The organism is Pseudomonas sp. B7, from assembly GCF_016735645.1.
GTDB lineage: Bacteria > Pseudomonadota > Gammaproteobacteria > Pseudomonadales > Pseudomonadaceae > Aquipseudomonas > Aquipseudomonas glycinae.
The window spans coordinates 55,046-79,562 of the sequence record NZ_JAERRE010000005.1; the positions used below are offsets into that span (position 1 = coordinate 55,046).

23 protein-coding genes and 1 pseudogene are annotated in these 24,517 nt (G+C 61.3%); 12 read left to right on the forward strand and 12 right to left on the reverse strand.

From position 1 onward, the window contains the following. Positions 1–124: 124 nt before the first annotated feature. Positions 125–2,113 (forward strand): peptidase U32 family protein, encoded by a 1,989-nt coding sequence (locus tag JKA62_RS13260; protein ID WP_201818114.1) that lies wholly within the window; start codon positions 125–127, stop codon positions 2,111–2,113. Positions 2,114–2,173: 60 nt separating this feature from the next. Here the strand turns inward: JKA62_RS13260 and JKA62_RS13265 are convergent, their stop codons facing one another. Beyond that, a complete protein-coding gene (locus tag JKA62_RS13265) occupies positions 2,174–3,484 on the reverse strand; it encodes an MFS transporter (protein ID WP_201818116.1) in 1,311 nt (436 codons plus the stop codon). A gap of 354 nt (positions 3,485–3,838) precedes the next feature. Between JKA62_RS13265 and JKA62_RS13270 the strand changes: the two genes are divergently transcribed. Next, positions 3,839–4,864 (forward strand): GlxA family transcriptional regulator, encoded by a 1,026-nt coding sequence (locus JKA62_RS13270; protein ID WP_201818118.1) that lies wholly within the window; start codon positions 3,839–3,841, stop codon positions 4,862–4,864. Between the two features lie 21 nt (positions 4,865–4,885). Here JKA62_RS13270 and JKA62_RS13275 read toward each other — a convergent pair whose 3' ends face one another. After that, entirely contained in the window at positions 4,886–5,950 is a 1,065-nt protein-coding gene (locus JKA62_RS13275) for an alpha/beta fold hydrolase (RefSeq protein WP_201818121.1), read from the reverse strand. A 210-nt stretch (positions 5,951–6,160) separates the two neighbouring features. Beyond that, positions 6,161–6,355 carry a PLDc N-terminal domain-containing protein gene (locus tag JKA62_RS13280; RefSeq protein WP_041475233.1) on the reverse strand — a complete coding sequence of 65 codons (195 nt, stop codon included), beginning with the start codon at positions 6,353–6,355 and terminating at the stop codon, positions 6,161–6,163. Between the two features lie 167 nt (positions 6,356–6,522). Here JKA62_RS13280 and JKA62_RS13285 point away from each other — a divergent pair, with 167 nt between their 5' ends. The 4 genes from JKA62_RS13285 (at position 6,523) to JKA62_RS13300 (ending at position 9,027) form a co-directional block, all read left to right on the forward strand. Further along, complete coding sequence (locus JKA62_RS13285; protein WP_201818124.1) at positions 6,523–7,359, forward strand: AraC family transcriptional regulator; 837 nt, start codon at positions 6,523–6,525, stop codon at positions 7,357–7,359. A gap of 51 nt (positions 7,360–7,410) precedes the next feature. Further along, positions 7,411–8,007, forward strand: a complete 597-nt coding sequence (locus JKA62_RS13290; RefSeq protein WP_201818127.1) for a LysE family translocator — start codon at positions 7,411–7,413, stop codon at positions 8,005–8,007. A gap of 105 nt (positions 8,008–8,112) precedes the next feature. Then, complete coding sequence (locus JKA62_RS13295; RefSeq protein WP_201818130.1) at positions 8,113–8,808, forward strand: tRNA (adenine(22)-N(1))-methyltransferase; 696 nt, start codon at positions 8,113–8,115, stop codon at positions 8,806–8,808. A 54-nt stretch (positions 8,809–8,862) separates the two neighbouring features. Continuing rightward, entirely contained in the window at positions 8,863–9,027 is a 165-nt protein-coding gene (locus JKA62_RS13300; RefSeq protein WP_201818133.1) for a DUF2986 domain-containing protein, read from the forward strand. A 42-nt stretch (positions 9,028–9,069) separates the two neighbouring features. Here JKA62_RS13300 and JKA62_RS13305 read toward each other — a convergent pair whose 3' ends face one another. Then, a complete protein-coding gene (locus JKA62_RS13305) occupies positions 9,070–11,454 on the reverse strand; it encodes a DUF3772 domain-containing protein (protein WP_201818136.1) in 2,385 nt (794 codons plus the stop codon). Between the two features lie 158 nt (positions 11,455–11,612). Between JKA62_RS13305 and JKA62_RS13310 the strand changes: the two genes are divergently transcribed. From JKA62_RS13310 to JKA62_RS13325, 4 genes are all read left to right on the forward strand, one after another. Further along, the gene (locus tag JKA62_RS13310) at positions 11,613–11,954 is read left to right on the forward strand and encodes a hypothetical protein (RefSeq protein ID WP_201818139.1); all 342 of its coding nucleotides are present in this window, start codon (positions 11,613–11,615) and stop codon (positions 11,952–11,954) included. Between the two features lie 99 nt (positions 11,955–12,053). Then, a complete protein-coding gene (locus tag JKA62_RS13315; protein WP_201818142.1) occupies positions 12,054–13,310 on the forward strand; it encodes a TolC family protein in 1,257 nt (418 codons plus the stop codon). Then, entirely contained in the window at positions 13,307–14,554 is a 1,248-nt protein-coding gene (locus tag JKA62_RS13320) for an efflux RND transporter periplasmic adaptor subunit (RefSeq protein ID WP_201818145.1), read from the forward strand. The genes JKA62_RS13315 and JKA62_RS13320 overlap by 4 nt, the downstream gene beginning before the upstream one ends. Beyond that, positions 14,551–17,721, forward strand: a complete 3,171-nt coding sequence (locus JKA62_RS13325; protein WP_201818148.1) for an efflux RND transporter permease subunit — start codon at positions 14,551–14,553, stop codon at positions 17,719–17,721. Before JKA62_RS13320 ends, JKA62_RS13325 begins: the two co-directional genes overlap by 4 nt. 64 nt (positions 17,722–17,785) lie before the next feature. Here JKA62_RS13325 and arsH read toward each other — a convergent pair whose 3' ends face one another. From arsH to JKA62_RS13355, 6 genes are all read right to left on the reverse strand, one after another. Further along, on the reverse strand, positions 17,786–18,475 hold the full coding sequence (gene arsH / locus JKA62_RS13330; protein ID WP_201818153.1) for an arsenical resistance protein ArsH: 690 nt from the start codon (positions 18,473–18,475) through the stop codon (positions 17,786–17,788). An 11-nt stretch (positions 18,476–18,486) separates the two neighbouring features. Beyond that, positions 18,487–18,957, reverse strand: a complete 471-nt coding sequence (locus tag JKA62_RS13335) for an arsenate reductase ArsC (protein ID WP_201818155.1) — start codon at positions 18,955–18,957, stop codon at positions 18,487–18,489. 25 nt (positions 18,958–18,982) lie between these two features. Beyond that, positions 18,983–20,266, reverse strand: coding sequence for an arsenic transporter (locus tag JKA62_RS13340; protein ID WP_201818157.1), 1,284 nt, complete (start codon positions 20,264–20,266; stop codon positions 18,983–18,985). Between the two features lie 22 nt (positions 20,267–20,288). Next, entirely contained in the window at positions 20,289–20,636 is a 348-nt protein-coding gene (locus JKA62_RS13345) for a metalloregulator ArsR/SmtB family transcription factor (protein ID WP_011333823.1), read from the reverse strand. 117 nt (positions 20,637–20,753) lie between these two features. Beyond that, positions 20,754–21,374 carry a LysE family translocator gene (locus JKA62_RS13350; RefSeq protein ID WP_201818160.1) on the reverse strand — a complete coding sequence of 207 codons (621 nt, stop codon included), beginning with the start codon at positions 21,372–21,374 and terminating at the stop codon, positions 20,754–20,756. Positions 21,375–21,417: 43 nt separating this feature from the next. Then, entirely contained in the window at positions 21,418–21,885 is a 468-nt protein-coding gene (locus JKA62_RS13355) for a metallophosphoesterase family protein (RefSeq protein ID WP_011333825.1), read from the reverse strand. 170 nt (positions 21,886–22,055) lie between these two features. On the opposite strand from JKA62_RS13355, the gene JKA62_RS13360 reads away from it, so the two are divergent. Beyond that, on the forward strand, positions 22,056–22,295 hold the full coding sequence (locus tag JKA62_RS13360; protein WP_011333826.1) for a hypothetical protein: 240 nt from the start codon (positions 22,056–22,058) through the stop codon (positions 22,293–22,295). Positions 22,296–22,581: 286 nt separating this feature from the next. Further along, positions 22,582–23,058, forward strand: a complete 477-nt coding sequence (locus JKA62_RS13365) for a hemerythrin domain-containing protein (protein WP_011333827.1) — start codon at positions 22,582–22,584, stop codon at positions 23,056–23,058. A 90-nt stretch (positions 23,059–23,148) separates the two neighbouring features. On the opposite strand, the pseudogene JKA62_RS13370 reads toward JKA62_RS13365, so the two are convergent. After that, positions 23,149–23,379: pseudogene (locus JKA62_RS13370) on the reverse strand (hypothetical protein); the annotation flags it as partial. A 102-nt stretch (positions 23,380–23,481) separates the two neighbouring features. After that, positions 23,482–24,423: an aromatic alcohol reductase gene (locus JKA62_RS13375; RefSeq protein WP_201818163.1), complete on the reverse strand. Its 942-nt coding sequence runs from the start codon at positions 24,421–24,423 to the stop codon at positions 23,482–23,484. Between the last annotated feature and the right edge of the window lie 94 nt (positions 24,424–24,517).

Sequence of the window (24,517 nt, forward strand, 5' to 3'; positions counted from 1 at the left end):
CCGCGTGGGAGCGATCTGATCGTGACGGGTTGAAAACAGCCACCCGGCAGCACAGGCGTGCCGCCCACGCGTTTCGCGGCTACAATGCGCGCCTCGACCGTGACAGCCTGACTAAAAACTATATATGTCCTTGCCCAAACATCACCTGGAACTGCTCAGCCCCGCCCGTGACGTGGCCATCGCCCGCGAGGCCATCCTGCATGGCGCCGACGCGGTGTACATCGGCGGCCCGAGCTTCGGCGCGCGCCACAACGCGTGCAACGAGGTGAGCGAAATCGCCGAACTGGTGGAATTTGCCCGTCGCTATCACGCGCGCATCTTCACCACCATCAATACCATCCTGCACGACAACGAACTGGAGCCGGCGCGCAAGCTGATCCATCAGTTGTACGATGCCGGCGTCGATGCGCTGATCGTCCAGGACCTGGGCGTGATGGAGCTGGACATTCCACCCATCGAGCTGCACGCCAGCACCCAGACCGATATCCGCACCCTTGAGCGGGCCAAGTTCCTCGATCAGGCCGGTTTTTCGCAACTGGTGCTGGCCCGTGAACTGAACCTCAAGGAAATCCGCGCGATCGCCGATGAAACCGATGCCGCTATCGAGTTCTTCATTCACGGCGCGCTGTGCGTGGCGTTCTCCGGTCAGTGCAACATTTCCCACGCGCAGACCGGGCGCAGTGCCAACCGGGGCGACTGCTCTCAGGCTTGCCGCCTGCCGTACACCCTGAAAGACGAAAAGGGTGGCGTGATCGCCTACGAAAAACACCTGCTGTCGATGAAGGACAACAACCAGAGCGCCAACATCCGCGCACTGGTCGAGGCCGGTGTGCGTTCGTTCAAGATCGAAGGTCGCTACAAGGACATGGGCTATGTGAAGAACATCACCGCCTATTACCGCCAGCGCCTGGACGACGTGCTCAACGACCGCCCGGACCTGGCCCGCGCTTCCAGCGGGCGCACTGCGCATTTCTTCATGCCGGACCCGGAAAAGACCTTCCACCGTGGCAGCACCGACTACTTCGTCAGCAAGCGCAAGATCGACATCGGCGCGTTCGATTCGCCGACCTTCACCGGTCTGGCGGTGGGCGTGGTCGAGAAAGTCGGCAAGCGTGACATGCAGGTCATCACCCACGAGCCGCTGTCCAATGGCGACGGCCTCAACGTGCTGGTCAAGCGCGAAGTGGTGGGTTTCCGCGCCAACATCGCCGAAGCCAAGGGCGAGTTCGAGGAAGAAGGCGAGAAGCGCTACCGCTACCGTGTCGAGCCGAACGAGATGCCGGAAGGCCTGTACAAGCTGCGCCCGAACCACCCGCTGAACCGCAACCTCGACCACAACTGGCAGCAGGCCTTGCTCAAGACCTCCGCCGAGCGTCGGATCGGCGTGAGCTGGCTGGCGAAGCTGCGTGAGGAACGTCTGGAACTGACCGTGACCAGTGAAGAGGGCATCAGCGCCAGTGTTGCGCTGGAAGGCCCGTTTGGCGCTGCCAACAAACCGGAGCAGGCGCTGGAGACCTTGCACGATCTGCTTGGCCAACTCGGCACCACCGAGTACCACGCGACCTCGATCAAACTCGATGCGCCGCAAGCGTTCTTCATCCCGAACTCGCAGCTCAAGTCGTTGCGTCGTGAAGTGATCGAAGCGCTGACCGCCGCGCGCGTTGCCGCTCATCCGCGCGGTTCGCGCAAGGCAGAGACCACGCCACCGCCGGTGTATCCGGAGGCGCATCTGTCGTTCCTGGCCAACGTCTACAACCAGAAGGCTCGCGACTTCTACCACCGTCACGGCGTGAAGCTGATCGACGCCGCGTACGAGGCCCACGAAGAGGCGGGTGAAGTGCCGGTGATGATCACCAAGCACTGCCTGCGGTTCTCCTTCAACCTGTGCCCGAAACAGGCCAAAGGCGTGACCGGCGTGAAAACCAAAGTCGCGCCGATGCAGCTGATTCATGGCGACGAAGTGCTGACCCTGAAGTTCGACTGCAAACCGTGCGAGATGCACGTGATCGGCAAGATGAAGGGCCACATCCTGAATCTGCCGCAGCCGGGCAGTGTGGTGGGGCATATCAGCCCTGAGGATCTGATGAAAACGATCCCGCGCGCGCCGCACTGATTCAGAGGCAATAAAAAACCGGTGACGAAAGTCACCGGTTTTTTTATGCCTGCCAGAAACTCAACTGGCTTCGTAGCGCGATCCTGTCTGCGGCGCCGCTTCGCCGCTCAACGCATCGACCATCGGCGGATGCTCCTGCGCCGCCTGACGCAGATCCTCGGTCACCCGCAGCTCTGCACCGGTCGGCGAGAAGGTCGCCGCTGCTGCGAACGGCGCCGGATTGGCCGGCACCGGACGCTTGCCGCGACGCCAGAAGAAGAACGTCACCATGGCCAGGTTGACCAGCGCGAAGGCCCAGAACAGGCCGGTTTCGCCATGGGCATTCATCGCCGGGGAGATCAGCAGCGGGCTCATCGCCGAGCCCAGCGAGTTGATCAGCAGCATGCCTTGAATCATCGGCACCAGGGTTTCGACCGGCGCACGGTCGGCGGCGTGGCTGACCGCAACCGGGTACAGCGCGAACACGCCGCCACCCAGCAGGAACAGCATCGCTGCGAGCAGGGCCGAGGACAGCGGCACCAGCACGATCACCAGCGACAGAACGGTGCACGCGGCGCAGAGCACGGTCAGCACTTGCAGGCGATCCTTGCGGTCGGACCAGCGCCCGACCGGGTATTGCAGCAGCATTGCGCCGAGGATCGTCCACGCCATCATGCTGCCGACTTCGCCGACGTTCAGGCCGATGCGTTGCAGGTACAGCGGCAGCAGGGTGTAGATCGCCGCGATGGTCACGCCGGAGCCGAAGCAGCCGACCAGACCGGTGGGCGACACGCCCAGCAGCGCCCGTGGCTTGAGCGGTTCGACCTGTTCAAGCAGCGGTGAAACCCGCGGCAGGATCACGATCGGCAGCACCGACAGGGTCGCGAGCATGCCGGCGACCATGAACGGCGCGGTGTCGCCCAGCCCGGTGATTTTTCCCAAAAACGCCTGACCCAGCACGCCGGCGCCGTAGAGAACGATCATGTACAACGCGAGCAGACGGCCGCGAATCTTCGCGTCACCGGCCAGCAGCAGCCAGCTCTCGATCACCAGAAATACACCGACCGTGGCCCAACCGTTGATCAGGCGCAGCACGACCCAGCCCCAGGTGTCATAAAACAGCCCTTGCAACAGGATGGTCGCGGCGATCAGCGAGGCGAAGCTGCTGTAGGCGCGGATGTGGCCGATGCGCAGGATCAGCCGGTCGTTGAAGATCGCGCCCAGCGTCAGGCCGATGAAATAGGCCGAGGACACGATGCCGATCATCGTCGCCGATTCGCCGGCAGCGCCCAAACGCAGGGTGGTCAAAGAAGACAGAAAGCCGTTGCCCAGCGCAACAATGAACAGCCCGAGCAGGGGCGCCAGCGCCATGGCCAGCAAACGCGGTGTCATAAAAACCTCAAGTGATCGAACAGCGGAACGTGCGCCTCTGCGCATGCGAGTGCCAAGCCGAAGTGTGTTGAAGACAAACGACCGCCGAACGGGCAGGACGATTGAGCCTGGCGCGCTTCGTGGAAGTGGCCGGCTGTTCAAACCTGAGGGTTGTCATGGCTGCGGGCAGGCGCCGGTCGGGCGACTGCAAGAGGAGGCGCGATTTTAAGCCTTGTGCAGCGTTTGCCAAGGTGCCGGGCCTGCGACGTTGGGACGCAGGCAAATTCGTTCAGGCTGATCGTTCCCTGCAGTGCTTGCGTCGTTCGCGAGTAATTTGCTGCGGCGCCGGTTAGCATGGCGGCATAACAACGAACGATGGACCCCACCTTGATCGAACGACGCCAATTCAGCGGTGGCATGAAGGGCAAGAACCTTCGCTACCTGAACGAGCCCGCCAGCGGGCCGGGACGCATGACCCGCACCGGGTTCGTGCTGCTGGAGCATTTTTCCCTGCCGGCCTTCACTCAGGCGCTGGACACTCTTGTCACCGCCAATCTGCTGCGCCCCGGTCTATTTTCCACGCGCACCTTTGGCCTGAGCGACGGCGAAGTGATCAGCGATCTGGGGCTGGTGATCCGCCCGGACTCGCGTCTGGAAACCAGCGTGTTGCAGGAACTGGATCTGCTGGTGATCTGCGGCGGTTACCGCACGGAACTGAAGGCGAGCGACGAATTCATCAACCTGCTGAGAATGGCCGCCGAGGCGGGCGTGATACTGGCCGGGTTGTGGAACGGCGCGTGGTTCCTGGGTCGGGCAGGGGTGCTGGAAGGCTACCGCTGTGCGATTCACCCGGAGCATCGGCCGGCGCTGGCGGAAATTTCCAAGGCGACCCAGGTCAGCAGCGAGCCCTACGTGATCGACCGCGACCGTTTGACGGCGTCGAGTCCGTCCGGCGCGTTCCACATGGCGCTGGACTGGATCAAGGGCCTGCACGACAAGGCGCTGGTCGAAGGCATCGAAGACATTCTGGCGTTCGAGGAATCGCGCTACCGGCGGATCAAACCGACCGAGAACATCTGCGTCAGCGCGCCGTTGCGTGAAGTGGTGAAGCTGATGGACGCCAATCTTGAAGAACCGTTGGAGCTTGAACAACTGGCGGTGTATGCCGGGCGTTCCCGACGTCAGCTGGAGCGGCTGTTCAAGGAACAATTGGGCACCACGCCGCAGCGTTATTACATGGAACTGCGCATCACCGAGGCCCGGCGCCTGCTGCAACACACCGAGCTGTCGCAGGTGGACGTGCTGGTGGCCTGCGGATTCGTTTCGCCGAGTCATTTCAGCAAGTGCTATAGCGCCTATTTCGGTTATCGCCCGTCCAAGGAAAAACGGCTCGTCAAATGACGAGCCGTCTGGCGTGCCGCTTCAGAGGTGATCGGCGTCAATGATCGCCTGAGCGAAGGCTTTCGGGTCTTCCTGCGGCAGGTTGTGACCGATGCCGCCGTTGATCAGGCGGAACTGGTATTTGCCGGTGAAGCGTTTGGCGTAGTCCTCGGGCGCCGGGTGCGGTGCGCCGTTGGCATCGCCTTCCAGGGTGATGGTCGGCACGCTGATCGACGGTGCGGTGGCGAGTTTCTGTTCCAGCGCATCGTACTGGCTTTCACCCTGCACCAGGCCCAGACGCCAGCGGTAGTTGAACACGGTGATGGCGACGTGATCCGGGTTCTGCAACGCCTTGGCACTGCGGTCGAACGTGGCGTCGTCGAAGGCCCATTTCGGTGATGCCAGTTGCCAGATCAGCTTGGCGAAATCATGGGTGTTCTTGGCGTAGCCTGCTTCACCGCGATCAGTGGCGAAGTAGAACTGATACCACCATTGCAGTTCGGCCTTGGGCGGCAGCGGGTTCTTGCCGGCGGCCTGATTGCCGATCAGGTAACCGCTGACCGACACCAGCGCCTTGACCCGCTCCGGCCACAGCGCCGAAACGATGTCAGCCGAGCGCGCGCCCCAGTCGTAGCCACCGAGCACGGCTTGCTTGATCTTCAGCGCATCCATGAAATCGATCACGTCACTGGCCAGCGCCGCCGGCTGACCGTTGCGCACGGTCTTGTCGGACAGGAAATGCGTGTCGCCATAACCCCGGGCGTATGGCATCAATACCCGATAACCCTTGGCCGCCAGCAGCGGCGCGACGTCGTCGTAGCTGTGAATGTCGTAGGGCCAGCCGTGCAGCAGAATCACCACCGGGCCATTGGCCGGGCCGGTTTCGGCGTAGGCCACGTCGAGCAGGCCGGCCTTAACGTGTTTCAGCGGGCCGAAGGGCAAATCCGCTTTGACGCTGGCGGCTTCGGTCTTGACCGGATCGGACGTTGCGGTTTGTGCCTGGGCGAAGGCGCCGAATTGCAGCAGCGCGGTGGCGAGAATCGACAGGCCCAGCAGGCGACGACGGTTTTTCCCGGTGGTGACGGTGGCGTGTGGTGCGTGCTTCATGGCAAGTCTCCTTATGATCGGCGAGGGCCGGGTTCTGGCTGAACCCTTCGAATCTGGAGCCCATTAAAGACTGGCCACGTATCTGCGCTGTTTCCGTTTCCGCTGGCTGATGCGCGGGCATGTATCCGGGAGGCGTTCGTACACACTGCGATACAAACCAGCGGCCAACAAAAAGCCCCGAATGTTCGGGGCTCTCGCTGACCTTGGGCTTCAGGCCTGAGTGACGTGCTTGGGCCCGGCCAGTGCCCAGGCGATCAGCCCGAACAGCGGCACAAATACGATCAATACGATCCAGACGCCTTTGTTGCTGGCTTTCCCCTCACTCTTGCGCACCCGGTTGATCGCCCACAATTCGATGAGCAAAAGCACGACGGCCAGTACGATCCACGTGGTTTCAATTTGCATGAGCTACCTCCTGATGGTCTTTGGCTTAGGCGGGCCGTGGCACTCAGGGTTCATTAAATTTGCTGGGTGGTCTGCCTGGCTCACGTGCACAAATGTTCTAAACCCATCGGCAAAGTCGCGGTAACGTAGACGTCCTTGACGAACAACCACTGCCTTCGGAGCCTTGCGTGGACAAACGCAACTGGATCGAGCTGTCCCAGGATGCCGACACCGGGATCGAGTCGATTCGTGCCCACTTTCAGGGACATGCCTACGATCCGCACTGGCATGACAGCTTTCTGGTGGGCGTCACCGAGCAGGGCGTGCAGCAGTTTCATTGCCGACGCGTGCGCCATCTGAGTACGCCGGGCAAGATTTTCATGCTGGAGCCGGGGGAGATCCACGACGGGCACGCGCCGACGGAGGAGGGCTTCACCTATTCCATGCTCTACCTCGACCCGCACTGGCTGGAGCGTGAATTGCGCGTGCTGTTCGAGCATGCGCCGGACAACAGCCAGCTCGGGTTCACCGATACCCTGAGTCAGGATTCGCGCCTGTCCACGGCCATCAATCAGGCCTTCAACGCCCTGCATCAAGGCGACTTGCGCATCGTGCGTCAGACCGCCATCGACACCTTGCTCGGCGCGCTGACATCCCACCTCGACTGGCGCAAGCGACAACCGTTCGATCCGCGCCTGCCACGCGTGGCCCAGGTGGCGCGGGACTATCTGCATGCTCATGCCTTTGAGGACATCGGGCTGGACGACCTGGCCCAGGCCTGCGGGGTCGATCGCTTTCGTCTGACCCGTGCATTCAAGGCCGCTTTCGGACTGGCGCCGCATGCGTATCTGATCCAGTTGCGCCTGGCCCGCGCCCGCCAGTTGCTGGCGCGTGGCGAAACCCCCGCCACCGTCGCCAGCGCCCTCGGTTTCGCCGATCAAAGCCATCTCGGGCGCTGGTTCCGCCGTGCCTATCACCTGACACCGGCGGATTACCGCAAGCGCTGCTCAAACCTTCCAGACTGAACCCTGCGCAACCGCGACCATGGTCTCCTGTTTTGATTCGGGAGCCCTGTCATGGAATCGTTGCTGCCTTTTCTGCTGTTTTCATTCGTTGCCTCGATCACCCCGGGGCCGACCAATATTCTGGTGATGAGCCACAGCTCGCGACGCGGTCTGACAGCCACCGTGCCGATCATCTTCGGTGCCTGTGTGTCGGCGGCGCTGGTGGTGTTGGTGGTCGGACTCGGCGTGGGAGAAACCTTGTTGCGCTATCCCCTTGTGCAACAGGCGATGGCCTGGGCCGGCGTGTTGTGGTTGAGCTGGCTGGCGTGGCAGATCTTTCGCAGCACGCCGCCATCTTTGGAGTCCTCAACGTCGAATGATGACGGTTTCAACGTATTCGGCGCCGCCGGCCTGCAATTGATCAACCCCAAGGTGTGGATGATGGCCGTGGCGGTGGTGAGTGTGTTTGGCGGAAACGGCGATGACAGCGCGCGGATGCTGCTGTTGTCTTTCGTGTTTCTGTTGGTTTGCCTGCCGTGCATGACAGCGTGGGCACTGCTGGGCGTGGGCAGTGCGCGGTTCTTCGGGTCGCCAAGGGCGTTAAGGCGCATGAATGCCGGGCTGGCGTTTTTGTTGTTGCTGTCGGCTTGGTTGACGGTGTTGGTCTAGGCATCGCGATTGGTCACATAAATTTGAATTGCCAGCCGTTGCCCCCCAGAATCGCGCCCCGATCCGGCCACCAGTGCCGGGCGTTCAGAGTGAAAGGGGTTGCGGTTGAACGAACAGACATTGTCCATGCGCATGGAGCGGGTGGCGGCGCAGGTGCCCGCCGGTGCGCGGCTGGCCGATATCGGCTCGGATCACGGTTACCTGCCAGTGGCCCTGATGCGCCGTGGCGCGATCGCGGCGGCGGTGGCGGGCGAGATGGCCGAGACGCCGTTCCGTTCGGCGCAACGCACCGTGCGCGACAACGATCTTGAGCAGCAGATCACCGTGCGCCTGGCCAATGGCTTGATGGCCGTCGAACCGGAAGACGGGATCACGGCAATTACCGTGTGTGGCATGGGCGGTGAAACCATCCGCGACATCCTCGAAGCCGGCAAGGCGCGCCTGAGCGGTCGCGAACGCCTGATCCTGCAACCCAACGGCGGCGAGCAACCGCTGCGCCAATGGTTGATGGACAACGACTACCGAATCCTCTGTGAGGAAATCCTTCGGGAGAACCGCTTCGACTACGAAATCATCGTGGCCGAGCGGGGCGGGCCGGTTTCCTATACCGCCGAGGAACTGTACTTCGGGCCGCTGCAGTTGCAGGCACGCAGTCCGGCGTTTGTCAGTAAGTGGCAGCACCGGCTGCGGCACAAGCAGCAGACATTGGCTAATTTTGGGCGGGCACGGCATGGCGTTTGCGAGCGCAAGGTGCAGGATCTGACGCAGCAAGTGCGCTGGATCACTGACGTGCTGGGGTGAAGCACGCCCAACGCTGATATCATCCAACCACTTTCAAGCAGGCCAAAAAACACCATGAACCGTCAGAAAAAACTGCAACAGCTCTTCAAGGAAAAATCCAGAAAGGCCAACGCCAAACTGGCACCCAAGAGCAACAAGCCGAGGTACATCAGTAAGGCGGATCGTTTGAAACTGGCGACTGAAGTGGTTCCAGAGTCAACTGACACCCCTGAGGCCTGATCAAGCAGGCGCGCAGCGGTACAGGCCCCATCAGGTTTTTCCTCAGGTACTCGGCGGTTTCGCCAGCTCAATCCCCGCTGCCCCCAGCCGCTTGAGAATCTCGAACAACAGATCACTCTTGGTCGTCCCGACAATCCTCGGGCTCGCAACATAGCCGGTCACCGTCAACGTAATCCCGTCCGGCGTCAGCTTGCTGAAGCGCACGAACGGCGCCGGTTTCTCGAGGATGGTTTCGTGTTCCTTGTAGGTGTCGAACAGCAGGTTCTGCACCTGTTCGGGGTCGATGTCCAGCGGGAACATCAGCTCCAGCGTCGCCACGCCTTGGGCGCTGCCGCCGAGGGTGACGTTGCGCAGGTTCTGCGAGATCAGTTGCGAGTTGGGCACGATCACGATCGAGCGATCGCTGAGCTGGATCTCGGTGGCGCGCACGTTGATCCGGCGGATGTCGCCCTCGACGCCGCTGATGCTGATCAGGTCGCCGACCTTGACCGGCCGTTCGGTGAGCAGGATCAGCCCGGAGACGAAGTTCTTCACGATCTCCTGCAAGCCGAAGCCGATGCCCACCGACAGGGCGCTGACGATCCACGCCAGGTTGGTCCACTGCACGCCCAGCGATGACAGGGTCAGCAGGATCACCACCGCATAACCGATGTTGGAAAACAGCGTGCTGAGTGAGGCGCACATGCCCGGGTCCATGTCGGTCTTGGGCAGGAACTCGTTGTCGAGCCAGCGGCGCAGGGCGCGGATCAGGTAGATGCCGATCAGCAGCGCCAGCATCGCGTTGAGCAAATGGCCGGGGACGATGTTCAGTTTGCGCAGGCCGGCGCCGCCGAGGATCGTGCCGATGTTGTTGGCCAGTTGGCCCAGGGTGGTGCCGATCCCGCCGACAAACAGCGTGATGACGGCCAACAGCAGCAGCGCAGCCCGACCGAAACCGGCCAGCAGGGTCGAGGCCTGTTCGAGACGCCGGTCGCCGACCCCCAGCAGCTGTTTCAGCGCCTTGCCGCTGGAGTGGCGGGGCGAGAAGAAGTACTCGCAGCTGTCCTTGAGCAACTGCATCAGCAGGTAAAACCCGGAAAACACGATAAACGCCCAGACCAGTTCGTAGGTGATGAACCGCGCCAGCGACACATACCCCGTCAGCAGGGTGCCGAACGACAGCACCATGGCCAGGGTGGCCACGGTGTAAATCACCCCGGCAAACGTGTTGCCCGCCACCTGCGTATCCCCGGCCGCCGCCAACACTTTGCGCACTTTACCGACGCGCATCAGCAACGTTGTGACGATGACCAGCACCACCAGCGCAATGATGCCTCGGCCTGCGAGCACGATCTGGCTGCTCATGCCGGAGGCATTGCTGACCTGCACCGCCGTCACCAGCACCAGCAGCGCGGCGGCGAGGATCCGCGCAAATGGCTGCAGCGCGTTTGCCACCTCGTCAGCCACCGCCGGCAAGCGCCACGACGGATGCTCGGTGGACAGCAGGGCGCGGCTGAGCCCTGTGATCAACACGCAGGCATAAACCACTTTCCCGAACTCATCGGAAAATGTCGCCAGCATCGGCGGCAACGGCACGTGACGGGTGCAGGCGTAATAGAGCAGTTGCAGGGCGATGGCGGTGGTCGCGAGTGTCGCCAGTGCCGAGGCGAACGCCAGCGAACTGCGGCGCAGTCGCCCCTCCGGCATGCGGTGAATGCACACCCACGCCAGCCAGCGATCGGCCAGCCGCCGGCCCAGCGTCCAGACGACGAAGGCCAGCACCACCAGCAGGGCGGTGTAAAAACGCTGGCCGGGTTGCCAGGCTTCGGCACCGGTCTGTTGCACCTGTTCGACGAAAAATCGCAGACGCTGGCGGTCGTCCGCTGACGGATTGACAAGGGGAGCCCAGAAACCGGGATTCAGAATGCTGTCGGTGCTGAGCGTCAGTTCGCTTTCGAGCAAGGTGCGGCGGATACCGGCGATCTGGGTGATCAGCTCCGTGGCGCTTTGCTTGAGGATGGCGAGGTTCTTCAACGCCGTATCGACTTTGGTTTTTTGCTCGATCAACGTCGCCCGCTGCGCCGCGATATCGGCTTGTTCGGCAGCGACCGCTTCGGCCGGCGCGGCACCGAGCACGCCCAGTTGCACGGCCAGTTGCGCCTGCTGCGGCAACAGCGACGCCGACAGTCGATCAATGTCCAGAATGAACGTCTGCACCCGATCCTGCGGGCCTTCGAGCTGGTTGTAATTGTTGGCGGACGAGATCTGCTGCTTGAGTCCGTCGAGGCGCAGTTGCAAGGCTTGCAGATCGCTTTGCGTGACGCCGGGGAGCGGGGCGCCGGTACTGACATCGGGTGTGCCGGGCAAGTCGGCGGCCGACACCGCCACGAACCCCGAGCCGAGCAGGATCAAAGCGATGAACATCAATGACTTCAATGCATTACGCATGGGACTGGGCGATTCCGGTTGATCACACAAGCATTGAGGTTAGGTGATCGGGCGCCTGCTGCATCATTTTCTGCTGCTAATCCTGGCTTAATGCGTGTCCGGTGAGATCGCCGGGCAGCCGATTGTAGGCGCCCGTTTTCACGACTAGACTCCCGGCCATGAAACGCTATCTGCGGTTTTGTCTCGTTTTCCTGATCAGCCTGGCGCTTCCCCTCAGCGGGATGGCGGGCGTGCAGGCACCGACAGAACCGTGCCCGATGCAAACCATGGGCATGGCGATGATGGACGGCATGAACATGGATTGCTGCCAGGACATGAAGAATCCTGCCGACCATGGCTCCCCCTGCAAACCCGGCCAGGAGTGCAAGACCGGCGGCTTGCTGCAAGTCGCGATCCTCAAGCCGCCCGTTACCGTTTTCAGCCCTGTCACGCATTCGTTCTTCAGTGATTCCCTGCCGCTAGCGGCCCCATCCGGGGTCTGGCGACCGCCCCGCACCTGATTCCTGTCCCCCCTCGAAGCTCATTCCGCCCAGGCGGAGTGATTTAGCTGTGCGCGTGTTTTACGCCGCGCGCAGTGGACGATCACAGGAATCGTAAACATGACATTCAAGTGCAATTGCACGGGTTGGCCTCTGGTGGCCGGCCTTGCGGCAAGCGTGCTCGCGTGGCCGGGTTTCGCCACCGCGCTGACACTCGATCAAGCGCTGCGGCTGGCCGAAAACAATGCGCCGTCGCTGACCGCACAAGATCAGAAAATCCAGGCCGCCAGCAGCGCGGCCATTCCGGCGGGCGAGTTGCCCGATCCCAAGCTGTTGCTCGGTTTGCAGAACTACCCCGTGGGCGGCCCGGATCGCTGGAGCGTCGATCAGGACTTCATGACCATGCAGATGGTCGGTTACCGGCAGGAGATGCCCAACGCAGACAAACGCAAGGCGCGCATCGAAGTTGCCGACGCCGCTATTGAGCGCGCGGCGGCCGAGCGCAGGGTCGAGCGTTTGAAGGTGCGTCAGGCGACAGCGCTGGCGTGGATCAGCGGCTATTCGGTCGAGCGTAAGGAAGCGCTGTTCCGGGATCTCTTCAAGGAAAATCGCCTGCTGAGTGAGACCGTCCGGGCGCAGATCGCCGGTGGCCGCGCGCAACCTGCCGACGCGGTGACGCCGAAGCAGGAAGCGGCCCGACTCGCCGAGCAACAGGACAACCTGACCCTCGAGCGTACCCTGGCCCGAGCCGCGCTCAAACGCTGGATCGGCAGCGCCGCCAACGACAAGCCCGAAGGCGGTTTGCCCGTGTGGTCGGTCGATGCCTCGACCTTCAATCATCAACTGCAACACCATCCCGAACTCGCTGCTTTCGCGCCCATGACCCGCGAAGCCCAGGCCAGGGTGCAAGAGGCGGTGTCCGAGAAAAAGTCCGACTGGAGCTGGGAGGTGGATTACCAGCACCGGGGGCGCGAGTTTGGCGACATGGTCAGCGTGCAGTTTTCCTGGGATCTGCCGCTGTTTCCCGAGACGCGGCAGAACCCGAAAATCGCCGCCAGACAGGCCGAGGTCAGCCAACTGCAAGCCGAGCGCGAGGCCCTGTCCCGCGAGCACACCGAACAACTGGAAAACCAGTTGGCCGATTACCAGCGCCTCGATCGGGCCGTACGCCGCACCGAAGAAAGCCTGGTGCCGCTGGCCAGAGAGAAAGTCGATCTGAGCCTGGCCAGTTATCGCGCCGGCCAGGGCGATTTGAACGCGGTGGTCAGCGCCCGCCGCGAACTCATCGAGGCCCGCCTCAAACAGATCGACATGGAAGAACAACGCGCGCTGACCGCTGCGCGTCTGCATTTCGCTTATGGGGAGACCAGCCTGTGAACCGTAAACAATGGAACGGCGTGTGGCTGGCCGGCCTCGCGCTGGCGGTGGGCGTGGGTGGCGGTTACGGATTGGCCTATCAGCGAATGAACGGAGTAGCGGCTTCAGCCCCTGCGCCGAGCACTGAGCCCAAGGCCTTGTACTGGTATGACCCGATGTACCCGCAGCAGAAGTTCGACAAACCGGGCAAGTCACCCTTCATGGACATGCAACTGGTGCCCCGATACGCCAGCGGCGAGGAGGGCAGTGCGACCGTCAGCATTGATCCGGGGCTGAGTCAGAACCTCGGTCTGCGTGTGGCGCCGGTCAGTCGCGGCGCCTTCACCTCAAGCCTCGATGTGAGCGGTGTGCTGGGGTTCAACGAGCGCGATGTCGCGGTGATCCAGGCGCGCACCAATGGGTTTGTCGAGCGGGTCTACGCCCGAGCGCCGGGGGATGTGCTGACGGCTGGCGCGGCGTTGGCCGATATCCTTGTGCCGGAATGGACGGCGGCCCAGAGCGAGTTTCTGGCGCTCAGACGCAGCGGCGATGCCGACCTGATCGCGGCGGCGCGCCAGCGCTTGCGGCTGACCGGGATGCCAGCAAGCTTGATTGCTCAAGTGGAGCGCAGCGGCAAGGTGCAGTCCGAACTGACGGTCACCAGCCCTTTGGGCGGTGTGCTGCAAGCACTCGATGTGCGGGCGGGCATGACCGTGGCGAGCGGTGAAACCCTGGCGCGGGTCAACGGGCTGAACAGTGTCTGGCTCGCTGTGGCGGTGCCGGAATCGCAGACCGGTTCGGTTGCCGTGGGGCAGGCCGTCGAAGCACGCCTGCCGGCCTTTCCCGGCAGAGTATTCAACGGAACGGTCAGCGCGATTCTGCCGGACACCAACCCGGACAGCCGAACCCTGCGCGTCAGGGTTGAGCTGACCAATGCCGACGGCCGATTGCGGCCGGGGATGACGGCGCAAGTGCGGTTGAACCGATCGACCGGGCAAGACAGTTTGTCGGTGCCCAGCGAGGCAGTTATTCGCACCGGCAAGCGGGCATTGGTCATGCTCGCCGAGGACGCGGGGCACTATCGCCCGGTGGAGGTGCGCCTCGGTCAGGAAAGCGACGGCAGAACGGTGATCCTCGAGGGCCTGGCAGAAGGGCAGAGCGTCGTGACGTCCGGCCAGTTCCTGCTCGATTCGGAGGCCAGTCTCAAGGGCATCGTCGCCGAGCCGCTTGAATCGGGCGGGAACGTTTCGGGGAGCCAGCCATGATCGCCGCGCTGATTCGCTGGTCCGTCGCCAATCGTTTTCTGGTGCTGCTGGCGATGCTGTTCGTCACGGGTTGGGGCGTGTGGTCGGTGCAGAACACACCGATCGATGCGCTGCCGGATCTGTCCGATGTGCAGGTGATCATCCGCACGCCGTACCCCGGACAGGCACCGCAGATTGTCGAGAATCAGGTGACCTATCCGCTGACCACCACCATGCTTTCGGTGCCGGGGGCGAAAACCGTACGCGGTTATTCGTTCTTCGGTGACAGCTTCGTTTACGTGCTGTTCGAAGACGGCACCGATCAATACTGGGCGCGCTCGCGAGTGCTGGAGTACCTGAGCCAGATCCAGAGTCGCCTGCCTGCCGGCGTCAAACCGGGATTGGGTCCGGATGCGACCGGCGTCGGCTGGATCTATCAGTACGCGCTGGTGGATCGCAGCGGCGGGCATGATCTGGCGCAGCTTCGGGCGTTACAGGACTGGTTCCTAAAGTTCGAGCTCAAGACCCTGCCCGACGTCGCCGAGGTCGTTACCGTTGGCGGCATGGTCAAGCAGTATCAGGTGCAGCCCGATCCGGTGCGGCTGGCCAATTTGGGTATCACTCTGGCGCAGGTGCGCGAAGCCATCGGCAAGGCCAATCAGGAAACCGGTGGCGCGGTGCTGGAAATGGCCGAAACCGAATTCATCGTGCGCGCTTCCGGCTACCTGAAGACGCTTGATGATTTTCGGGCGATCCCGCTAAAGCTCGGCGTGGGTGGCGTACCGGTAACCCTGGGTGATGTTGCAACGGTTCAGACCGGGCCGGACATGCGCCGGGGCATTACCGAGCTGGATGGCCAGGGTGAAACCGTCGGCGGCGTGGTAATCCTGCGCAGCGGCAAGAACGCCCGCGAGACCATCGCGGCGGTCAAGGCCAAACTCGATGACATGAAAAGCAGCCTGCCGCCCGGCGTCGAGATCGTCACCACCTACGATCGCAGCAAACTGATCGATCGCGCCGTGGAAAATCTCAGCCACAAACTGCTCGAAGAGTTCATCGTCGTCGCGCTGGTGTGCGGGATCTTCCTCTGGCATTTGCGCTCTTCGCTGGTGGCGATCATTTCGTTGCCGGTGGGCGTGCTGATCGCCTTCATCGTGATGCGTTATCAGGGCTTGAACGCCAACATCATGTCGTTGGGCGGGATCGCCATCGCCATTGGTGCGATGGTCGATGCGGCGGTGGTGATGATCGAGAACGCCCACAAGAAAATCGAAGCGTGGCACGCGGCCAATCCGGGGCAGGCGCTCAAGGGCGAGCGCCATTGGCAGGTGATGACCGACGCGGCAGCGGAGGTGGGGCCGGCGCTGTTTTTCTGTTTGCTGATCATCACGCTGTCGTTCATTCCGGTGTTCACCTTGCAGGCCCAGGAAGGGCGGCTGTTCGGCCCGCTGGCGTTTACCAAGACTTACGCCATGGCAGCAGCAGCGGGACTTTCTGTGACGCTGGTACCGGTGCTGATGGGCTACTGGATTCGCGGGCGGATTCCGGATGAGCGCCACAATCCGCTCAACCGCTGGTTGATCCGGATTTATCAACCGGCGCTGGATGCGGTGTTGCGCCGGCCGAAATTCACTTTGCTGGTGGCATTGCTGGTATTCGTCAGCGCTGCCTGGCCGATTTCGCGGCTCGGTGGCGAATTCCTCCCGCCGCTGGACGAGGGCGATCTGCTGTACATGCCTTCGGCCTTGCCGGGTTTGTCGGCGCAAAAAGCCGCGCAACTGTTGCAGCAGACCGATCGGCTGATCAAGTCAGTGCCCGAGGTCGAGCATGTATTCGGCAAGGCTGGTCGTGCGGAAACCGCTACCGACCCGGCACCGCTGGAGATGTTCGAGACCACTATCCAATTCAAGCCCCACGATCAATGGCGTCCGGGCATGACCCCGGAAAAACTCGTGGAAGAACTGGATCGCGTGGTGCGAGTGCCGGGCCTGACCAACATCTGGATTCCACCGATCCGCAATCGCATCGACATGCTCGCCACCGGGATCAAAAGTCCCATCGGCGTGAAAGTCGCCGGCAACGATCTGGCCCAGATCGACGCCGCGACCCAGGCCGTCGAGCGGGTGGCCAAAGGTGTGCCCGGCGTCAGTTCGGCACTGGCCGAGCGCCTGACCGGTGGCCGCTACATCGACGTGGATATCGACCGCAACGCCGCCGGCCGCTACGGGCTGAACATCAGCGATGTGCAATCCATCGTCTCCGGTGCCATTGGCGGGGAAAACATCGGGGAAACCATCGAGGGGCTGGCGCGGTTTCCGATCAACATCCGTTATCCACGAGAGTGGCGTGATTCGCCCGGCGCGCTGGAGCAATTGCCGATCTACACGCCTTCCGGCAGTAAGATCACCCTCGGCATGCTGGCGAAGATCAAGGTCACGGACGGCCCACCGATGCTCAAGAGCGAGAATGCCCGGCCTTCCGGTTGGGTGTACATCGACGTGCGCGGGCGGGACATCGCTTCGGTGGTGGCCGATCTGCGTCGCGCCGTCAATGAACAGGTGAAATTGCAGCCCGGTATGAGCCTGAGCTATTCGGGGCAGTTCGAGTTTCTGGAACGGGCCAATGCGCGGCTGAAACTGGTAGTGCCTGCCACGCTGCTGATCATCTTCGTGCTGCTCTACCTGACGTTTGCTCGCTTCGATGAGGCGCTACTGATCATGGCCACGTTGCCGTTCGCATTGAGCGGCGGTGCGTGGTTCCTGTATTTGCTGGGCTACAACTTGTCGGTCGCGACCGGGGTTGGCTTTATTGCACTGGCCGGGGTTTCGGCCGAGTTCGGCGTGATCATGCTGCTCTACCTGAAAAACGCCTGGGCCGAGCGCGAAGGCCTCGGCGACCACTTTGAACGTGGACTGGTCGCGGCGATTCGCGAAGGCGCTGTGCAACGCGTGCGCCCCAAGGCGATGACCGTGGCCGTGATCATCGCCGGCCTGTTGCCGATTCTGCTGGGCAGCGGCACCGGCAGCGAAGTCATGAGCCGCATCGCCGCGCCCATGGTCGGCGGCATGGTCACGGCGCCGCTGTTGTCCCTGTTTGTCATACCGGCGGCGTATCGCCTGATGCGCCGTCGACGGTTGCCCGCTGAAAACAAGTCACCTCAAAGCGACGATGCTTCCATCCAGCCGTAACCCGGCGACGAAAAAAAAACCGGTGCGAACGTTCGCACCGGTTTTTTATTGTGAGGTCTGGTCATCAGATCGACCGCTGATTGACCCGCTGCATCAACTCTTCTGCCGATTCCTTGCGCTCCGAGTAGCGATCCACCAGTTCCGGGCGATCACGCAGCAACAGCGTGAATTTCACCAACTCTTCCATCACGTCCACCACCCGGTCGTACAGCGCCGACGGTTTCATGCGGTTGCCTTCGTCGAATTCCAGATAAGCCTTGGGCACCGATGACTGATTGGGGATGGTGAACATGCGCATCCAGCGGCCGAGCACGCGCAGTTGATTGACCACGTTGAACGACTGCGAGCCGCCGCAGACCTGCATCACCGCCAGGGTTTTACCCTGGGTCGGGCGGACCGCGCCAAGGGCCAGCGGCACCCAGTCGATCTGCGCCTTGAACACCGCCGACATGGCGCCGTGGCGTTCCGGCGAGCACCAGACCTGGCCTTCCGACCATTGCATCAGTTCGAGCAGTTCCTGGACTTTCGGGTGATCGCCCGGCGCATCGTCCGGCAGCGGCAGACCCGAAGGGTTGAAGATTCGCGTCTCGGCACCGAAGTGCTCCAGCAGGCGGGCGGCTTCTTCGACCAGCAAACGGCTGAAGGAGCGCGGGCGAGTCGAACCGTACAGCAACAGGATGCGCGGCTTGTGGGCGCCTTCGTCACGCGTGGTTGTTTGAACCAGTGAAGGATCGAGGTTGGGCAGGTCGGTCATGTCGGCTCCGATTACAGCGTGCTGATGCGGTCGAGCTCGCGCTTGAGGGCATCACGGTCAAGTTGGGTGAAGGGCAGGGCGAGGAAGGCCCGGCAGCGTGTTTCGATTCGGGCGAGGGTGGCGCGGAAGGCGGCATCGATGGTGTCTTCATCACCGCGCACATCCGATGGATCCTCCAGCCCCCAATGGGCTTTCAGGGCCGGGCCGAAATACACCGGGCAGGCTTCCCCGGCGGCCTTGTCGCACACGGTGATGACGATGTCCGGCGGGTTGTCTTCGAAGGCCTCGTTGCCCTTGCTGCTCAACCCGGCGATGGAAATGCCGGCCGCCTGCAACGTGGTCAGGCTGCGCGGCAGCACCTCGCCCTTGGGGAAACTGCCGGCACTGACTGCTTCGAAACCGGCCGGCGCCAAGTGATTGAACATCGCCTCCGAGAGAATGCTGCGGCAGCTGTTGGCGGTGCACATGAATAGAACGCGCATGATGATTCCTCTTTCCAGACAGGCGTTAAACGCTCAGGCGCAGGGCCAGGGCAGACAAGGTGATGAACAGAATCGGCAGGGTCAGCACCACGCCGGTCTTGAAGTAATAACCCCAGGTGATGCGGATCCCTTTGCGCTCCAGCACGTGCAGCCAGAGCAGCGTCGCCAGACTGCCGATGGGGGTGATTTTCGGGCCCAGGTCCGAGCCGATGACATTGGCGTAGATCATCGCCTCGCGTATCACGCCGACGGCATCACTGGCCTGGATCGACAACGCGCCCACCAATACCGTCGGCATGTTGTTCATCGCGGACGACAGCAGGGCGGTCAGAAATCCCGTACCCAGCGCCGCGCCCCAAAGCCCGGTACCGGCCAGATAATTCAGTGCCGTCGCCAGATAATCCGTCAGCCCGGCGTTCTTCAGCCCGTACACCACCAGGTACATGCCGAGCGAGAAAATCACGATCTGCCAAGGGGCTTCGCGCAGCACGCGCCGGGTCGAAATCACATGACCCCGCGCCGCCACCGCGAACAGCAGCGCCGCGCAGACTGCGGCAATCGCACTGATGGGAATGCCCAGCGGTTCCAGGGCGAACAGACCGATCAGGAGCAGCCCCAACACGATCCAGCCGACCCGGAAAGTCAGCCCGTCGCGGATGGCCAGTCGCGGATCCTGCAAGTCATCCAGTGAGTAATGTGTGGGTATGTCACGCCGGAAGAACCAGTACAGCACCCCCAGAGTGGAGGCCACGGCAACCGCGTTGACCGGCACCATCACCGAGGCATATTCGCTGAAGCCAAGGCCGAAATAATCGGCGGAAACGATGTTGACCAGGTTGGACACCACCAGCGGCAGGCTGGCGGTATCGGCGATGAAACCGGCCGCCATGACGAACGCCAAAGTGGAAGCCGCCGAGAAGCGCAGGGCGAGCAGTATCGAAATCACAATCGGCGTCAGGATCAGCGCCGCGCCATCGTTGGCAAACAGCGCAGAAACGGCGGCGCCCAACAACACCGTAAAGACGAACAGACGCCGGCCATCGCCCTTTGCCCAACGGGCGACGTGCAACGCGGCCCACTGGAAAAAACCGGCTTCGTCGAGCAACAGGCTAATGATAATGACGGCAATGAACGTCGCGGTCGCGTTCCAGACAATGCCCCACACCGTGGGAATATCGCCCAGGGTCACAACCCCGCTGAGCAGCGCCAGCACCGCGCCGAGCGTCGCACTCCAGCCGACACCCAGCCCCTTCGGCTGCCAGATGACCAGCACAATCGTGAATAGAAAAATGGCAAAAGCAAAAAACATGGGAATCCCGAAAGCCTGAGGCTTAGCAGCAAGCAGAGGTGTTGAGCGGGCGATCGCCCATGGCCGCCAGCCGCGCGCTGTTCTCTTCCAGCCAGACGGTGTTGGCGGCGAGCGTGGTTTCAAGCAGCGTGCGAATCCATGCGGGCAAATCAGGGTTGAGCCGGTAATAAACCCACTGGCCCTGACGACGATCCAGCAGCAGACCGCAGGTGCGCAGCTGCGCGAGATGGCGGGAGATTTTCGGCTGACTGTCGTCCAGCGCGCAGACCAGTTCGCAGACACACAGCTCACCCTCACGGGTGATCAGCAGCGTGGCCCGGGCGCGGGTTTCGTCGGCGAGGCATTTGAAAACGGAGGCGGGGTTGAGCATGTGGATGCCTTCAGTACATATGGTTTTCCGAATATACGGATATCCATATGTATTGGGCAAGTCTTGAGTTTGATGAAGTGGCAGCTCTCGACTGAGGGTGCGTTTAGCGCAGACGCCTCAACGCTTGCTGAACGCCAGCCGCGCAGCAAACAAAACGAAAATCATCCCGGTGGTGCGATCCATCCAGCGAATCACCTTCTCGCGGCGAAGGAAACCGGACAGCGGCTGTGTCGCGCCAATCAGCACCAGCGACCAGATCAGCCCGAGCACCACATGAATGCTCACCAGCCCGAACGTCCAAGGCACCAGCGGCTGACCTTGCGGAATGAACTGTGGCAGAAACGACACGTAGAAAATCCCGATCTTCGGATTCAGCACGTTCCCCAGCATGCCCTTGAAAAACCAGTTCGCCCCCGGCTTGCCGTCAGCCTCGGCCGGTGCCAGCGAACGGCGAGGGCGCAGCAGCATGTTCAACCCCAGCCACGCCAGATACGCCGCGCCGCAATACTTCAACAGGTTGTAGGCCAGCTCCGACACCGCAATCAACGCCCCCAACCCAAACGCCACCGCCGCGCCCCACAACAGACAACCGACGTTGATCCCCAATGCTGCTCGCAACGCCTGCTGTTTGCCCTCGACGGTGGCGGTGCGCAGCACCAGCGCGGTGTCGAGACCGGGCATCAGGGTCAACAGGGTGGCGGCGAGGGTGAAGGCGAGTAGGTTGTCGGCGATGGACATGGCGCGTGGGTTCCCGGTACTGGATGCGGGAACGGTAGCGGTTTCAGGCAGGGGGATCCAGCAGGGAAATCAGGCGCGGTTCGATGTGGTCGGGTTGTATCTCGAGGATCGCCAGCGTGACCGGCAATTTGAAACGCCGAGGGCCGGCGCTGCCGGGGTTCACGTAGAGACGATCACCGCGCCATTCGATGCGGGGTTTGTGGGAATGGCCGGTGATGATGAGCTTGATGCCCGGATCGAGATCGGCGGGGACGTCGGCGATGTCGTGGACGAGGAGTGCTGGCCAGCCGTTGAGGATGAAGGTCAGGAGGTCGGGGAGGTTTTCGGCCCACGGGCTGTTGAGATCGTTGTTGCCGCGCACGGCGTGGACGGGGGCGATTTTTGCCAGTTGGGCGAGGATGTCCGGGTTGCCGATGTCGCCGGCGTGGACGATCTGGTCACAACCCTGGAGCGCGGCAAGGGCTTCGGGGCGCAGGAGGTTGTGGGTGTCGGAGATCAGGGCGGTTTTCATGGATATCTCCGTTGATGTTTTGAAAGACGAATTGTTGGTTCGGTTATATATGAAGCCATTTAACGGTATCAAATAATTTGAACCGCTTCAGGACGCTCTCGCCTAATGATCAGCTTGTGGAAAATTTCACAGGCAATGTGCCAATACCGGCACTTCGAGAGGTGGTCGACGTGGCTAAAGAAGAGAAGAAAAATAAAGGTGAGTCCTCGAAAAATGCCAAGGAATTGAAAGACAAGAAATCGTCCCCAACGAAAAAGTCAGCGGCTGCCTCGGCTCTTGCCAAATCGCCCGAAAAGAAAGACAAGAAAAAAGATGCCGAACCAAAAAAATCTGCAAAAAAAACTGACAGCAAGACAACCAAGGCTAAAAAGTCAGACAAAGCAGAAAAACCGGCGAACAAGAAAAAGTGATATCAGCTAGGGCTACTCGCCCTAGCGTCCTACGCTTGTATTTCCAATCATTATTACCTCTCGCAGCAATTGCCGATTACTGACTCACTTCCGCTATTTGCAATCACCTCACCCCCTACTCATGCAGAGTGCATGCTTATATTTTGCCATCACATTGCGCAACTCCTTGATATTTAATGCCATTTAAAAGCTGTGATGCTGGCACAAAATATGCGAGATCTGTCCGGAATAACGCGAGAATTGCCGACCTTGATCGGCGAACAATCATCCGTGATAGAGGCCTGAAATGAACGCCATCGACCTTCTGAAAACTGACCACGAAAAAGTTAAAGGCATTCTGAATCAACTCAGTGAATCCACCGATCGCGCATTAAAAAAGCGTGCGGAGTTGCTGGACAAGCTTGAACTGGAAATTACCATTCATACTCAGCTCGAGGAGCAGATTCTGTATCCGGCTTTCAAGGAGGCAGGCGATAAGGAACAGGATGAGATGTACTACGAGGCGAAAGAAGAACACCGCACGGTAGATTCACTGGTATTGCCTGACCTGAAATCCACCGATCCTTCTACACCTGAGTTTGCCGGCCGCGTGAAGGTGGTCAAAGAGCTTCTGGAACACCATATTGAGGAAGAGGAAACTGAGATGTTTCCTCAGGCCAGAAAGCTGCTGGGCAAGGCAAAGCTCGAGGAGCTGGGCAAGGAAATGGAAGTGATGAAGGCTTCACTCAAGAAAAGCCTCGGCGGGGCGAATATGGCAGCCTGAACAATTAGATGATTCTGCTGCGTAATCACAAGCCCGGCTCAATGCCGGGCTTATCTATTTCAGCCCCTGCGCGAGGGGAGGTCGATGTGATCAGGCCACCTGGATGTACACACCCCAAAAGCCGAGCAGCACCCAGAATGACGCGAAAATCCACGGCGTGCGCACCGAAAACAGCAGTGCCTTGCGATAGCCTTTGTGCGTTGACTCGCGCTCATAGAACAGAGGGAATTCGTCATAAGCCATACCCATTACGGGCTCGCTGCGTAACAGTTCACTCTGTTTGTAGTACCAGTGGTCGATGATGTCGTAAGCGGCGCGGATGAACAGTAAGCGAGCGCAAGGGAGAGGACTGGACGGGTACATCGACGAGGCATTATGAGGTGCGCTCATCAGTCCTGCAGAACCGTTGAGCGCGAAGTGATTTCAGTCGCCTGCGAGGTTTTCTCGAACCCACTGTTCTGCGCTGGTGACCTGAATGGATTGCTGCTCGTTGAACGTGCCAGCTTTCGGCCAGGCCACGCCTCTGCCTTGTGCAAACACGGCGCGATACTTTTTGATGTGGTGGGTGGGATCTTTTTCGAGTTCCAGGATCAGGTGCTCGACAGTCCAGACGTTGCGTTTGAACGGACGTTCCAGCACCCGTTCAAGGATGCTCGCCACTTGTCCGTAGGTCACGGTGTCACCGGAAAGGTAGACGATCTGATTGCGAAAACGAGGTTCGAAGAAGACGATTTCGGCGGTCAACCTGCCGATGTCTTGCGGTGTCGTGAGCGTCACGCTGTTGTCGAGACTGCCCAATGCGTTCACGGCGTCGTTGTCGAAGTCCACGACCTCAAATACCGGCTCGAACAGGAAACTGGTGAACATGCCCGTCGAGATGATGACCCACTCGGTTTTATCCTGGGCGCGAAGCAACTCGCGCACATCGAGCTGAGCATCAAACAGGTCCTGAGGACTGCCTCGCCCGATCACTTCGAAATCCACACCAAACTGCCATGGGAAGTAGCGCTTCACGCCGGCCTTGAGCGCTGCGGTGGCAAGCTTCATCGGCGTTTCCCGACCCGCGACCATGCCTGCACAGCCGATGACGGTATCGAATCGTGCGAAAACTTCAGCCAGTTGATCGATCGAATCGCTCACCAGATCGGCGGCGACCATTTGAATACCCAGACTCCGCAGCTCATCGATTTCTGCCTTTTTCTCGGGCACCTGAGTACCGATGGTTGAGGCTCTGAGAAGGACACTGATTGTGGAACCGGGTGCGCGTTTTGCGACCTGTGCGAGATTGCGCAAAACCGGCAGGCCGAGTTCGCCGGCGCCCAGTACGAGAATCGATTGGGGGGAAAGCGGTATGACTTCGGTCATGATGTCTCCTGAAACCTGCTGTCTGTAAGATGGGCAAATACTTGCACCATTCGCCAGCACCAGTAAGAAGGCACACGTGTGATACCGGGAGGAG

Bases quoted from the DNA above. Each gene is read 5' to 3' on its own strand.
- JKA62_RS13260 (WP_201818114.1), top strand. From the start codon at position 125: ATGTCCTTGCCCAAACATCACCTGGAACTGCTCAGCCCCGCCCGTGAC.
- JKA62_RS13265 (WP_201818116.1), bottom strand. From the start codon at position 3,484: ATGACACCGCGTTTGCTGGCCATGGCGCTGGCGCCCCTGCTCGGGCTG.
- JKA62_RS13270 (WP_201818118.1), top strand. From the start codon at position 3,839: ATGGACCCCACCTTGATCGAACGACGCCAATTCAGCGGTGGCATGAAG.
- JKA62_RS13275 (WP_201818121.1), bottom strand. From the start codon at position 5,950: ATGAAGCACGCACCACACGCCACCGTCACCACCGGGAAAAACCGTCGT.
- JKA62_RS13280 (WP_041475233.1), bottom strand. From the start codon at position 6,355: ATGCAAATTGAAACCACGTGGATCGTACTGGCCGTCGTGCTTTTGCTC.
- JKA62_RS13290 (WP_201818127.1), top strand. From the start codon at position 7,411: ATGGAATCGTTGCTGCCTTTTCTGCTGTTTTCATTCGTTGCCTCGATC.
- JKA62_RS13300 (WP_201818133.1), top strand. From the start codon at position 8,863: ATGAACCGTCAGAAAAAACTGCAACAGCTCTTCAAGGAAAAATCCAGA.
- JKA62_RS13305 (WP_201818136.1), bottom strand. From the start codon at position 11,454: ATGCGTAATGCATTGAAGTCATTGATGTTCATCGCTTTGATCCTGCTC.
- JKA62_RS13310 (WP_201818139.1), top strand. From the start codon at position 11,613: ATGAAACGCTATCTGCGGTTTTGTCTCGTTTTCCTGATCAGCCTGGCG.
- JKA62_RS13315 (WP_201818142.1), top strand. From the start codon at position 12,054: ATGACATTCAAGTGCAATTGCACGGGTTGGCCTCTGGTGGCCGGCCTT.
- JKA62_RS13325 (WP_201818148.1), top strand. From the start codon at position 14,551: ATGATCGCCGCGCTGATTCGCTGGTCCGTCGCCAATCGTTTTCTGGTG.
- arsH (WP_201818153.1), bottom strand. From the start codon at position 18,475: ATGACCGACCTGCCCAACCTCGATCCTTCACTGGTTCAAACAACCACG.
- JKA62_RS13335 (WP_201818155.1), bottom strand. From the start codon at position 18,957: ATGCGCGTTCTATTCATGTGCACCGCCAACAGCTGCCGCAGCATTCTC.
- JKA62_RS13340 (WP_201818157.1), bottom strand. From the start codon at position 20,266: ATGTTTTTTGCTTTTGCCATTTTTCTATTCACGATTGTGCTGGTCATC.
- JKA62_RS13345 (WP_011333823.1), bottom strand. From the start codon at position 20,636: ATGCTCAACCCCGCCTCCGTTTTCAAATGCCTCGCCGACGAAACCCGC.
- JKA62_RS13350 (WP_201818160.1), bottom strand. From the start codon at position 21,374: ATGTCCATCGCCGACAACCTACTCGCCTTCACCCTCGCCGCCACCCTG.
- JKA62_RS13355 (WP_011333825.1), bottom strand. From the start codon at position 21,885: ATGAAAACCGCCCTGATCTCCGACACCCACAACCTCCTGCGCCCCGAA.
- JKA62_RS13365 (WP_011333827.1), top strand. From the start codon at position 22,582: ATGAACGCCATCGACCTTCTGAAAACTGACCACGAAAAAGTTAAAGGC.
- JKA62_RS13375 (WP_201818163.1), bottom strand. From the start codon at position 24,423: ATGACCGAAGTCATACCGCTTTCCCCCCAATCGATTCTCGTACTGGGC.